The following is a 12,493-nucleotide window of genomic DNA, read 5'->3' on the forward strand; positions in this document are numbered from 1 at the left end:
CCGCGCTTCGGGTGGCGGCGGGTGTCGTCTATGGTGAGCGCCTGTCGAATCAGGAGGCGGCCATGGCAGGCGCGAGCGGAGCAAAGGGCGGCACGGCGGTGGCCGGCGTCGAAAATCTCTCGTTCGAGCAGGCGCTTGCCGAGCTGGAGGCCATCGTCGCCAATCTCGAACGGGGCAACGTGCCGCTGGAGGAATCCATCGCCATCTACGAGCGCGGCGAAGCCTTGAAACAGAGGTGCGAGGCCTTGCTGAAGGCTGCCGAAGCGCGGGTGGAGACCATTACCCGCGACGCCGCCGGCCGCCCGGCGGGCACCCAGCCGCTCGATCCGGACGCCTGACAAGCGTCCCGAAACGGGACGGTTGCAGGATTTGTCGGGACAGTGGGGGAACGCAGCGGGACCGAATCGCTGCCGCGCCCGTTTTCCCGGTCTGTTCAGTAGATGCCCGGAATGACGCGCCTGGTGCGCCGGGCATAGGCGTCGTACTCGGCGCCGAAGGCCTCCCGCATCATCTGCTCCTCGCGCCCGACGCGGAAGAAGAAGAGGATGCCGAAGCCGATCAGCCCGGCCGGTCCGGCGATGAAATTCGGCAGAAGCAGCGCCTGCGCCAGGGCCCAGAGGAAGAAGGCCGAATACATGGGGTGGCGCACCTTCTGATACACCCCAGAGGTGATGAGCTCGTGCTTGTCCTTGATCTCCAGCGTCACCGACCAATACTTTCCAAGCTGCCGGTGGGTGCGCCAGAACAGCAGGAGAGAGCCGGCGAACACCACCACGCCCGCCACCACCTGAAGCACTGTCGGCGGGTAGGAGGCGAACCTTGGGAAGCCCGTCGCCGCGTAGATCGCGGGGATGATGCCGAGCCCCAGCGTGGAGATGGACAGAAGGATCATCTCCCGCAGATTACGATGCCGCGCATCCGCCACGCGCTGGCGTTTTGCCTTTCGTTCGAAAGGGATACGCAGAACGTACCAGGATACAACGCCCACGGCCCAGGCGATCTTGGCGAAGGTCAGGAGGCTCATGCGACGGTCTCGGGTTGCGGGAGGGGGAGGATGCAGCCGGCGTCGTCATAGACGAGCGGGCGCAGGGTTCCGTCGGGCAGGAGATAGGCCCGTAAGCTGTTGGTATGAGAGGCCAAAACGTCGAACGACAGGGGTCCGCAGACATACGCATAGAAGTCATGCGTCGAACGGATGTCGCCGGCGAGGAAGCACTGGCAGTGCAGGCGCATCACGTCGAACCAGTGGCGGCGGTAGATGGCCGGCGAGATCATCTGCCGGATTTCCACATGCCGGATCAATGGCTTGAGGGAATAGTCGCCGGGTGGCAGCAGCACGGGAGCAAAGCTGACGGGGCCGAGGGTGACTGGGTTCACCTTGTAGAAGGAGACGATGTCGTCGCGCGACTGTACCTCTACCCAGCCGATCTGCTCGGCCGCCGCAACCCGTTCTGCAGCCTCACGAAAACGTCCGCCGGCGGGGTGCAGGGCGAACTTGGCGGTGGTCGAGCCGAGGGTGAGGATGCGCACCCGGGCGCGGGTGCCGAAGGCGGGATCGGCGGCCAGCGCCGCGGCCACCGCGCTGACCGCGAGCATGGCGCCAAGGCTATGGCCTGCAACGATAATCTCGTCGATGCCCTGCGCCGCCGCCTCCGCTTCCACCGCCCGCAGGCGATCGGCGAAGGCGCGGATGCGGGCTTCCACCTCGGGATGCCGGCCGCGGACGAAATCCACTGAGAATTCAGCGAGATCCAGCGACTGCTTCAGCCGGAAGCGGCGCCCCGGCCAGCGCATCAGGAGGAGCCCGCCGGCGAGGGTTGCGGCAAGACCGGCGACCGTCGCCACCACAGCGCCGAATGGCGCAAGCCATTGATGAACAAGGAAACCTGCTGCCGCCGCCAACCCCCAGAAGAGGGCGAGCAGCATGTAGGTGAAGAGGAAGAACAGGCCATAGCGCCGGCTGGAGCGGAAGTAGTTGGCGATGGTGCCGCTCGACACCATGTCCGCCATGGCCCGCACCGAGCCCTTCATGTGGCTCCAGACTGAACGGCCCATGTCAGCCCGAGTCAGGTCATGCCACCCCAGGTTTTCGAACGCAGTATCGGTATGCCAGTTGGGGCCGTCAGCTTCGGTTCGCCAGAATCCGCCCGTGGCGGTCGGCACGGGTGCCGAGTCGCGGCAGTGGGTCCGCACATTCCACACATCGCCGAAGCGTTTTAGCTCGCGGACGAAGATGCGGTGGTGTCCCTCCACCGCCATGGGGTCGAAGCCGGCGATGAAGAAGACGTGGCGGCGGCGGACCCGGGCGCGCGCGTCCGCGTCCTGGGGCGGGATACCGCGCGCTTCGGCGTCGGTCCCGGCGGTGGGGCCTGCGAGCGTTCCCTCGGCGTCGTGCATGGGGCGCCTTCTAGCGAAGATGGCCGGGCGTGGCTAGTTGCGGCAACGGCAGGCGCCGGGATAATGGAGCCGTCCCACCTCGGCAGGGCAGGGGCGGCGGGCCACTCATCGCGGCGGGCATGGAGAGGGCATGGCGAGGCTGCGGGATCTGCTGACCGCCATGTGGAAGCCATCGGCGCCCGTGGGTGGCGGCGCGGCCGCTCCCTTGGTGCCCGAACCTCCGGCGCTGCCCCGGGCCGAGGCGGAGCCGGTGCAGCCCGTCCCTTCGCCAAGCTTCGCGCCCGGTCTTTGGGATAGCCCCCTGTCCCGCCTCGCCGCGCTGGGTCCGGCGCCGTCGCTGCTGGTGGTGAAGCTCGATCATGCGGGGGATTTCGTCACCGCGCTACCCGCCGTCCGGCGGCTCCGGGAGGCGTTTCCCGCCTCGCGCCTGACGCTGCTGTGCGCGCCCTTCATGTGCGATTTCGCCGCCGCGACCGGCCTCTTCGATGCGGTGCACGGCTTTGATTATTATCCGGCGCGGGGCCATCCGCCCGCTGGCGTGCCGGACGCCGCGCTGGCGGCGGTCGCGGCGCTGGATCTGCCGCCCGCCGACATCGCCATCGACCTGCGCCACGCCGACGATTCCCGCGCGCTGCTGGCCGCGCTGCCGGTGCGGTTTCGCGTGGGTTTCGCCGGGCTCGGCGCCCGCCATGCTCTCGACATCGCCTTGCCGGAGATGGAGGCCTCGGCCCGCGCAAGCGGCCTGCTGGCGCCGCTGCCGGCGGGGGTGCGCCTCTGCGCCCTCGCCGAGGTGCTGGCCAGCGCCTTTCGGGCCGTCCACGGCCAAGGGGCGCCCATCCCCCTCGGTGCCCCGCCGGCTCTGCCGGATTTTCCCGATGGCTATGTGGTGCTCGCCCCCGGCGCCCGCCTCGCCATCAAGCTCTGGCCCGCGGAAAACTGGCGGGTGCTGGCGGAGCGGCTGCTGGGCGCGGGCGACCTCGGCCTCGTGCTCACCGGCAGGGCGGAAGAGGAGCCGCTGTGCGCCGCCATCGCCGCCGGACTGCCGGCGGATCGCGTGGTCAACCTGGCGGGAAGGCAGGATCTCACCGGCCTCGCGGCCGTCATCCACGGGGCACGGGCCGTCGTGGCGCTGGATTCCGCCCCGGCCCACCTTGCGGCGGCCCTGGGCCGGCCGACGCTGTGCCTGTTCTCAGGCCTTGCGGATATCCATAGCTGGGCGCCTGCCGGCCCGCGCGTGGCGGTGCTGAGCGCCCATGCGAGCTGCGCGCCGTGCTTCCTGAACGATGTGGCCGACTGCACCCACGGCCACGGCTGCATGACGCGCCTCACGCCGGACCATGCGCTGGCGGGGCTCGCCGCCCTCGGCCTTGAGTTTGCCGGCGTTCCGCTGCACTAACGCGCCCATGATGCGTCCCTTTCCGACCGTGGCGGAGGCCCCGTCCGATGAGGACGGCCCACGGCCCGCTCCCGCCGACGTGACGGTCGTGTTCGTCACCTACAACAGCTCGGCCGTTATCGGCCGCGCGGTGGCGAGCGTTCCGGCCGAATGCCCGGTGGTGGTGGTGGACAATGCGAGCCCGGAAGGCACCTTCTGGACCGCGACGCTGACCCGCCCCGCCGGCATTTTCGCCATGCCGGTGAATGCCGGCTTCGGCACCGCCTGCAATGCCGGCGCGCGCCGCGCAGCGACGCCTTACGTTCTCTTCCTCAATCCCGACGCCGTGCTGGAGCCGGACACCATCCCCCGCCTGCTGGCGGCGGCACTGCTTTATGGCGAGCCGGCCATCCTCATGCCGGCCATCGTCGGCGAGAACGGCCGGCTTATGCGCAAGGAAGGCTCCATCCTGGAGAAGGTCCCGCGCAGCGCCCGCCTCGCGCCGGAGGAGATTGCGGGGGATTATTGCACCCGCTTCGTCCACGGCGCCGCCTTCATGGTGTCCCGCGCCGCCTTCCTCGATCTCGGCGGTTTCGACGAGGCCATATTCCTCTACCATGAGGACGACGACCTCTCGCTCCGCGTGCTGGCCCGCCGCATCCCCATCGTGGTGGTGACGGAAGCGCGGGTGACCCATGCGGGCGGGCGCTCCAGCACGCCCTCCTTCGGCCAGACCTTCCGCATCAACCGCGCCAAGATGCACTCGGAACTCTATGTGCGGGAGAAATACGGCCGCGCCGGCGGGCGGGCCTCGCGGCTCCTCTGGCTGGTGGCCGGCTGCGCGCTCGCGCTGGCGCTGTTCGACCTCCACCGGGTGGCCATCCGGGCGGGAAAATTCGCCGGCTGCCTCGATGGAGTGCGCCGGAATGCCCCGCCGCACGTATAGGTTTCAGGTGTAGACGAAGGTCGCCCGAGCGTCGCCGCAAGGTCAGCCTTTGTACGTTGCATACCAGCGAGCCCGTGTGTAAGGCTCGGTTTCCCGGTTCGTTCCGGTCGGAGTGGTCCGTGACTTTGCTGAAGACCCCGTTGCTCGATACCATCCGCGAACCCGCAGATGTGCGGCGGCTGCCCCAAGAGAAGCTGGCCCAGCTTGCGGCCGAGCTGCGCGCCGAGACCATCGATGCGGTGTCCGTCACCGGCGGGCATCTGGGCGCGGGCCTCGGCGTGGTCGAGCTGACGGTGGCATTGCACCACGTCTTCAACACCCCCCACGACCGGCTGATCTGGGACGTGGGCCACCAGTGCTATCCCCACAAGATTCTCACCGGGCGGCGCGAGCGCATCCGCACCCTGCGCACCGGTGGTGGCCTCTCCGGCTTCACCAACCGGGCCGAGAGCGAATACGACCCCTTCGGTGCCGGCCATTCCTCCACCTCCATCTCGGCCGGCCTCGGCATGGCCGTGGCGCGCGACCTTGGCGGCGGCGAGCGCAATGTGGTGGCGGTGATCGGCGACGGCGCCATGTCGGCGGGCATGGCCTATGAGGCCATGAACAATGCCGGCGCCATGGATTCGCGCCTCATCGTCATCCTCAACGACAACGACATGTCCATCGCCCCGCCCACGGGCGCCATGTCGGCCTATCTGGCGCGGCTCATTTCCGGCCAGACCTATCGCTCCCTGCGCGAGATCGGCAAGCAGATCGCCGGCCACCTGCCCAAGTTCGTGGAGCGCGGCGCCCAGCGGGCCGAGGAGTTCGCGCGCGGGTTCTGGACCGGGGGCACGCTGTTCGAGGAGCTGGGCTTCTATTATGTCGGCCCCATCGACGGGCACAATCTCGACCACCTGCTGCCCGTTCTGAAGAACGTGCGGGACGCCAAGACGGGGCCGATCCTCGTCCATGTGGTCACCCAGAAGGGCAAGGGCTACGGCCCGGCCGAGCAGAGCGCGGACAAGTACCACGGCGTCGTGAAGTTCGACGTGGTGACGGGCGCGCAGGTGAAGGCCAAGTCCAACGCCCCGTCCTACACCCGCGTGTTCGCCGAGAGCCTGATCTCCGAGGCGCGGCGCGATCCCAAGATCGTCGCCATCACCGCCGCCATGCCCTCGGGCACGGGCATCGACCTGTTCGGGCAGGCCTATCCCGACCGCACGTTCGACGTGGGCATCGCCGAGCAGCATGCGGTGACGTTCGCGGGCGGCCTCGCGGCGGAAGGCTTCAAGCCGTTCTGCGCGCTCTATTCCACCTTCCTCCAGCGGGCCTATGACCAGGTGATCCACGACGTGGCGCTCCAGGGCCTGCCCGTGCGCTTCATCGTGGACCGCGCCGGCCTCGTGGGGGCGGACGGGGCGACCCATGCGGGCGCCTATGACCTCGCCTATCTCGGCTGCCTGCCCGGCATGGTGCTGATGTCGCCCGCCGACGAGGCGGAGCTGATGCACATGATCGCCACCGCCGTGGCCTATGACGACGGGCCGTCCGCCGTGCGCTTCCCGCGCGGCGAGGGCGTGGGCGTGGAGCGGCCGGACCGGGGCGAGACGCTGCCCATCGGCAAGGGGCGTATCGTGCGCGGCACCGGGGAGGGCGATGTGGCCATCCTCTCCCTCGGCACCCGCCTCGCCGCCGCGCTCGATGCGGCCGAGCGGCTGGAGGCGGCGGGTTTCACGGTGACGGTGGCCGACGCCCGCTTCGCCAAGCCCATCGACCGCGATCTCGCGCTGAAGCTGGCCTCCGGCCATGCCGCGCTGGTGACGGTGGAAGAGGGCTCCATCGGCGGCTTCGGCAGCCAGGTGCTGCAATTCCTCACCGACGAGGGCGTTCTGGATCGCGGCACCGTCAAGGTGCGCTCCATGGTGCTGCCAGACATCTATATCGACCACGACACCCAGGCCCGCCAGATCGCCGAAGCCGGCCTCGACGCCAACGCCATCGTGGCGAAGGTGGAGGGGCTGCTGGGCAAGGCCAAGGCGGCGGGGCTCTCCGGGCGGGAACTGTCGCGGGCGGGGTGAGGGGCGGGGGCTCCTTGGGGCTGTCCAGATCGGCGCATTCCGCCCTCACAGGCGTCATGGCCGGGCTTGTCCCGGCCATCCACGTGGTGTGGCCGGGAGCGACTCTGCGACCAACGACTCTGCGACCACTGTTTCCGTCGGCGCGACGTGGATGCCCGGGACAAGCCCGGGCATGACGGCTGTCATTGCGGCGCGGCCTGCGCGTTTCTCCGGTTCGGCTCGTCCCCTCAGCTCACCGCCGCCTGACCATCCCGGCGCGGGTCGCTCGCGGCCGCATAGCCTTCCACCGCCGGATCGCCCATGCGCCAGATGAACTGGCCGGCGCCGAAATCCTGATAGGTGTCGTTGAGCACGGCCACCTCGTGGCCGAGCGCCGCGAGGCCGTCCAGCAGCTCCGGCGTGTTGCCGGGCTCGAGGTTGATGGACAGGCCCTCGTCGAAGCGCCAGCGCGGGGCGTCGCAGGCGGCCTGGGGGTTCTGGGCGAAGTCGAGCATCCGCACCAGCGTCTGCACATGGCCCTGCGGCTGCATGTTGCCGCCCATCACGCCGAAGCTCATCACCGGCTGACCATCCCTGGTGAGGAAGCCGGGAATGATGGTCTGGAACGGCCGCTTGCGCGGCGCCACCACGTTGGCGCGCTCCGGGTTGAGGCTGAAGCCGAAGCCACGGTTCTGCAGCGACACGCCCCAGTCCGGCAGCACCACGCCGGAGCCGAAGCCCTGATAATTGCTCTGGATGAAGCTGACCATCATCCCCGAGGCATCCGCCGCCGTGAGGTAGATGGTGCCGCCGCGCACCGGATTGCCCGGCGCGAAGCGCTGGGCGCGGCGCGGGTCGATGAGGCGGGCGCGGCCGGCGATATAGTCCTTGTCCAGCATGTCCGCCGGGCTGATCTCCATGGCCCGGGGATCGGCCACGTAGCGATAGACGTCGGCGAAGGCGAGCTTGATGGCCTCGATCTGGAGGTGCTGGGCCTCCACGCTGTCCGCCGACAGGCCCGAAAGATCGAAATGGGAGAGGATGCCCAGCGCCATCAGCGCGGTGATGCCCTGGCCGTTGGGCGGGATCTCGTGGACCGTATAGCCGCGATAGTCCTGCGCCACGGGCGTCACCCAGTCCGGGGCATAGGCGGCCATGTCGGCGGCGGTGAGGGCGCCGCCATTGGCCTTGGCGTTCGCTTCCAGCGCGTCGGCGATCTCGCCGCGATAGAAGGCCTCGCCCTTGGTCTCGCCGATCAGCCGCAGCGCGCGGGCGGCGCCCGGCATGGTCACATGCTCGCCGACGAAGGGCGCCCGCCCCTTGGGCAGGAATACCTCCTTGAAGCCCGGCTGGCTGGTGAGCTGCGGCAGCGTCGCGGCGGCGGCCCATTTGTGCTGCACGTTGGTGGAGACGAGGAAGCCGCGCTCTGCGATGGCGATGGCCGGCTCCAGCAGGTCGGCGAAGGGCAGCTTGCCGAAGCGTTCGGAGAGGGCGACCCAGCTCGCCACCGCGCCGGGCACCGTCACCGCGTCCCAGCCGCGCTGGGGCAGGGTCTTGGCGTCGGAGCCGTACTTGGCGCGGAAGTATTCGGGCGTCCAGGCGGCGGGCGAGAAGCCCGAGGCGTTGAGGCCGTGCAGGCCCTTGCCGTCCCACAGGATGCAGAAGGCATCCGAGCCGAGGCCATTGCTGCACGGCTCCACGATGGCCATGACGGCGGCGGCGGCGATGGCGGCGTCCACCGCATTGCCGCCGCGCGCGATCATGGAGAGCCCCGCCTGCGCCGCCCGGGGATGGGAGGTGGAGACCACATTGTTGCCGAACACGGGCAGGCGCCGCGAGGGATAGCCGGCGGACCAATCGAACGACGCAGTCATGGTGCAGTCCCGCAAGGAGAGAAACGTCAGCGCTCAGGGCCGAAGACGGCATCGAGCCGCGCGATATGGGGCTTAAGGTCGATGCCGTGCTCGGCGAGCCAGGCATCGTCATACAGGGTGGAACGGTAGCGCGCCCCGGAATCGCACAGAAGGGTCACGATGGACCCGCCTTTCCCCTCCGCCGCCATCTCCTCGATGAGGTCCACGCAGGCGGAGATGTTGGTGCCGGTGGAGCCGCCGCAGGCGCGGCCGATCACGGCGCTGATCCTGCGGGCGGCGGCGATGCTCGCCGCGTCGGAAATCACCGCCATGCGGTCCACCACCGAGGGGATGAAGGAGGGCTCCACCACCGTGCGCCCGATGCCCTCGATGACGCTTTTGCAGGCATCCACCTGCATCACCGAGCGGTCGGCATAGTGGCGGTGGAAGACGGACGCCTCCGGGTCCGCCACGCACAGCCGCGTGGGGAACTTGCGATAGCGGATGAAGCGCCCGATGGTCGCCGCCGTGCCGCCCGTGCCGGCGCTGCACACCACCCAGTCGGGGATCGGAAACGGCTCCCACGCCATCTGCGAGAAGATGCTCTCGGCGATGTTGTTGTTGCCGCGCCAGTCGGTGGCCCGCTCGGCGAAGGTGAACTGGTCCATGTAATGGCCGTCCAGCTCCTCGGCGAGCCGGCGCGCCTCTTCCGAGGTGTTCCAGCCGTCGATGAGGTGGGGCTCGCCGCCCTCGAAGGCGATGGCCGCCACCTTCTCCGCCGAGGTCCGCCGGGGCATCACCGCGATGAAGCGCAGGCCCAGCAGCCGGGCGAAATAGGCCTCCGAAATGGCGGTGGAGCCGGACGAGGATTCGATGATGGTCGTGTCCGGCCCGATCCAGCCATTGCACAGGGCATAGAGGAACAGCGAGCGCGCCAGCCGGTGCTTGAGGCTGCCGGTGGGGTGGCTCGATTCGTCCTTGAGATAGAGCGTGATGCCGGGCACGCGCGGCAGCGGGATGCGGATGAGGTGGGTGTCGGCCGAGCGGTTGATGTCCGCCTCGATGCGCGCGATGGCCTCGGCCACCCACGCTTGATCGGGCACCGCGCGGGGCGGGGCGATGACGTTCATGCCGGGCTCCCTGCGGGGCTCATCTCGGCCGCGCTCACATCGGCGATCGCGCGCCGCTTCAGCGCGCTGCGGTCGATCTTGTTGGTGGTGGCGAGCGGCATCTGGTCGAGGAACCAGATGCGGCGGGGATGCTGGTAGGCGGGGGCATTGGCGAGCATGAACTGCTTCAGGGCCTCCTCGCCGATGTCGGCGCCCGCACGGCGCACCACGAAGGCCACGGGCTTCTCGCCCTTGATGTCGTCGGGCACCGGCACAACGCAGGATTGAAGCACCTGCGGGTGCTTGTCGAGCACCGCCTCCACCTCGCCGGGGAAGATGTTCTCGCCGCCGCAGACGAACATGTCGTCGGTGCGGCCGAGGAAATAATAGAAGCCGTCCGCATCGCGCCGGAACACGTCGCCGGTGCGGTAGAAGCCGTCAGCGGTGAGGGGCGAGCGCACGTCCGGGCGGTTGTGATAGCCGAGCATCACCGCCGGGCTCTTCATCTCCAGCTCCCCGCTCTCCGGCGCCTCCGGTCCCACGAGGCGCACGGCGACCTGAGGATGGGGATAGCCCACCGAGCCCATGGGCACGGGCCGCCCGTCCGGATGGCCGGAGAACACGATGGGGCCGCCCTCGGTGGTGCCATAGGCGTTGATGATGGCGGCGTTGGGCAAAAGCTGGCGGATCTGCTGGGCCAGCGAATCCGTCACCGGCGCCGAGCCCATGCGCAGCATGCGCACGCCGGAGAGGTCGGCCTTCGCCAGCGCCGCCTTCTCCCGCAGCATCATGGCGATCATGGGCGGCACGGCGGTGAGGAAGGTGCAGCCGTGGCTGGCGATGGCCTCGATATAGGGCACCGCGCGGAACTGGGGCAGCAGCACCGCCGTGCTGCCGGAGGCGCAGGTGAGCAGCGCCAGCGCCAGCGCGTTCATGTGGTAGAGCGGCGCGGCAATCAGCATCCGCTCGCGGGAGAGGTCGGTCTCGGTGCGGCGGGTGTCCGCCACCCACCGGTGCGCGGCGTGGGAGAGCAGCACGCCCTTGGGCCGTCCGGTGGAGCCGGAGGTGTAGAGGCTGAGCGCCGGCTCGTCGGGCGCGGGCACCACCGGCTCGAACGGGCCGGGATCGAGCAAAGCGGCGAGCGTGCCCGGCCCGGTGCCGTCGAAATCCACGAAGGCGACGCCCTCGGGCGGTTCTGAGGGCAGGAGGGCGCGGCGCTCTCTATCGTGGACCACGAGGCGGGCGCCGCAATCGGCGATCACGTCGGCGATGGTCGCGGCCGGGAACTTGAAGTTCACCGGCACGGGCACGATGCCGGCGCGCATGGCGCCCATCACCACCGCCACATAATCCGGCCGGTTGGCGGCGAGGATGGCGATGCGGTCGCCGCGCACGAGGCCATGGGCGAGGAGGCCGCGGGCCACGGCGTCGGCGAGGGCGTCGAAGGCGGCGCGGGTGAGCACGGTGGTGCCGCCGTCGAAATCGAGGCCGATGAACAGGGGATGGTCCGGCGCGTTGGTGCGGCAGACGAAATCCCCGAGGTTCGCGGGCAAGCTCATCGGCTGCTCCTGCAGGTCAGGTTCAGGTCAAAGGCGGGCAGGCTGAGAAGGCCCGCATCGGGGGAAAGGGGCTGCCAGCCGGCATCGTCGCGCGCGGCGGCGCGGGCCGCGATGTCGTCGAGGCTGGCGAAACGCAGCGTCGCGGTGCGGAAGGCGGCTGTCTCGCCCGGCACCACCAGCACGTCGGCATCGTCCAGCGGCACGCGCCAGCCGTCGGCGTGGGGCGTTGCGGTGCTGTCGAAAGCCGTGGCGAGGCGGCGGGCCTCGGCTTCCGGGTCGGTCGAGGCGATGGTGAAGGCGTCGATGGCGAGGAAGCCGTTGGGATGGGTCATCCATTCCGGCCGCCAGACCAGCTCCGGCGTCAGGTGCTCGCAGAAATAGACGCGCCCGGCCGGGAAGGTTTCCGGCGGCAGGCGCACGGTGCGGAAGCGGGCGTCATGCTCGACGCCCTCCAAGTCCACCGGCCGCGAGAAGGCCACCGGCCCCGCCGGGGTGAAGCCCGAGGCCGCGAGGCGGTCGCGGGTGGCGTCGGCGTCGAAGGTGCGCAGCACGAGGCCGTTGAGGCCGAACGGGCTGTCCAGCACCTCCTGGCGCTGGCGGCCGGTGTCCGGCACCCCCACCAGCTCCAGATAGGCGCCGGGCGTCATCATCAGATGGTTGATGGACCCGAGCGAATGGTACCCCCGCGGCGTGAGCGTGAAGCCCAGCGCCGCAAAGAGGTCCGCGGCCGCGTCCATGGACTTGAGGGTGTTGATCACCACATGGTCGAGCGCGGCCACGGGTTTCCTCCTCAGGCCTTGGGCGGGATCATGTAGACCCCGCGCCCGGAGGCGAGCAGCTTGCCGTCCTCGTCCAGAACCTGCGCCTCGGAGACGCAGAGCTGGCCGCCGAACTTGATGACCTTGCCCACGCAGATGAGGTCGTGCTGCATGGCGGCGCGGTGGTAGTCCACCCGCAGGTCCACGGTGGGAACGCCGCGGCCGGTCTTGGACACCAGCGCCCAGTCGGCGGTGAGGTCCACCAGCGTGGCGAGGATGCCGCCGTGGGCATAGCCCTTGTCGGCGTTCACCACCCATTCCGGGCGCCACTTGGCGCGCAGGCGGATGGTGCCCTCGCCCACGTCCTCGACGGCGAGGCCGAGCCACTGGTGGAAGGGGCCCTTCAGCAGAAGGGCCTGGACCTGTTCCTTGGTCAGGGGAGCGTCAGACATGG

General features: G+C 69.7%; 11 protein-coding genes. 4 read left to right on the forward strand and 7 right to left on the reverse strand.

Translation table 11 applies throughout. From position 1 onward, the window contains the following. The first annotated feature begins 62 nt into the window (after positions 1–62). A complete protein-coding gene (locus EJ105_RS22460) occupies positions 63–338 on the forward strand; it encodes an exodeoxyribonuclease VII small subunit (RefSeq protein WP_029559001.1) in 276 nt (91 codons plus the stop codon). 95 nt (positions 339–433) lie between these two features. On the opposite strand, the gene EJ105_RS22465 is transcribed toward EJ105_RS22460, so the two are convergent. After that, positions 434–1,024, reverse strand: coding sequence for a protein-S-isoprenylcysteine O-methyltransferase (locus EJ105_RS22465; RefSeq protein WP_250168091.1), 591 nt, complete (start codon positions 1,022–1,024; stop codon positions 434–436). Beyond that, on the reverse strand, positions 1,021–2,397 hold the full coding sequence (locus tag EJ105_RS22470; RefSeq protein WP_250168092.1) for a hypothetical protein: 1,377 nt from the start codon (positions 2,395–2,397) through the stop codon (positions 1,021–1,023). Before EJ105_RS22470 ends, EJ105_RS22465 begins: the two co-directional genes overlap by 4 nt. A gap of 130 nt (positions 2,398–2,527) precedes the next feature. Here EJ105_RS22470 and EJ105_RS22475 point away from each other — a divergent pair, with 130 nt between their 5' ends. The 3 genes from EJ105_RS22475 (at position 2,528) to dxs (ending at position 6,781) form a co-directional block, all read left to right on the forward strand. Continuing rightward, entirely contained in the window at positions 2,528–3,793 is a 1,266-nt protein-coding gene (locus EJ105_RS22475; RefSeq protein WP_250168093.1) for a glycosyltransferase family 9 protein, read from the forward strand. A 7-nt stretch (positions 3,794–3,800) separates the two neighbouring features. Next, on the forward strand, positions 3,801–4,718 hold the full coding sequence (locus EJ105_RS22480; protein WP_250168094.1) for a glycosyltransferase family 2 protein: 918 nt from the start codon (positions 3,801–3,803) through the stop codon (positions 4,716–4,718). A gap of 119 nt (positions 4,719–4,837) precedes the next feature. Further along, the gene (gene dxs / locus EJ105_RS22485; protein ID WP_250168095.1) at positions 4,838–6,781 is read left to right on the forward strand and encodes a 1-deoxy-D-xylulose-5-phosphate synthase; all 1,944 of its coding nucleotides are present in this window, start codon (positions 4,838–4,840) and stop codon (positions 6,779–6,781) included. Between the two features lie 227 nt (positions 6,782–7,008). Here the strand turns inward: dxs and EJ105_RS22490 are convergent, their stop codons facing one another. Genes EJ105_RS22490 through EJ105_RS22510 form a run of 5 tightly spaced genes read right to left on the reverse strand, consistent with a single transcriptional unit; the run spans position 7,009 to position 12,491 of the window. Further along, positions 7,009–8,634: a gamma-glutamyltransferase family protein gene (locus EJ105_RS22490; RefSeq protein ID WP_250168096.1), complete on the reverse strand. Its 1,626-nt coding sequence runs from the start codon at positions 8,632–8,634 to the stop codon at positions 7,009–7,011. 26 nt (positions 8,635–8,660) lie between these two features. After that, positions 8,661–9,743 (reverse strand): PLP-dependent cysteine synthase family protein, encoded by a 1,083-nt coding sequence (locus tag EJ105_RS22495; protein ID WP_250168097.1) that lies wholly within the window; start codon positions 9,741–9,743, stop codon positions 8,661–8,663. Next, positions 9,740–11,281 (reverse strand): class I adenylate-forming enzyme family protein, encoded by a 1,542-nt coding sequence (locus tag EJ105_RS22500; protein ID WP_250168098.1) that lies wholly within the window; start codon positions 11,279–11,281, stop codon positions 9,740–9,742. The genes EJ105_RS22495 and EJ105_RS22500 overlap by 4 nt, the downstream gene beginning before the upstream one ends. Then, entirely contained in the window at positions 11,278–12,060 is a 783-nt protein-coding gene (locus tag EJ105_RS22505; protein WP_250168099.1) for a VOC family protein, read from the reverse strand. The genes EJ105_RS22500 and EJ105_RS22505 overlap by 4 nt, the downstream gene beginning before the upstream one ends. 11 nt (positions 12,061–12,071) lie before the next feature. Beyond that, the gene (locus tag EJ105_RS22510) at positions 12,072–12,491 is read right to left on the reverse strand and encodes a PaaI family thioesterase (protein ID WP_250168100.1); all 420 of its coding nucleotides are present in this window, start codon (positions 12,489–12,491) and stop codon (positions 12,072–12,074) included. Between the last annotated feature and the right edge of the window lie 2 nt (positions 12,492–12,493).

This window comes from Xanthobacter aminoxidans, from assembly GCF_023571765.1.
Lineage (GTDB): Bacteria > Pseudomonadota > Alphaproteobacteria > Rhizobiales > Xanthobacteraceae > Xanthobacter > Xanthobacter aminoxidans.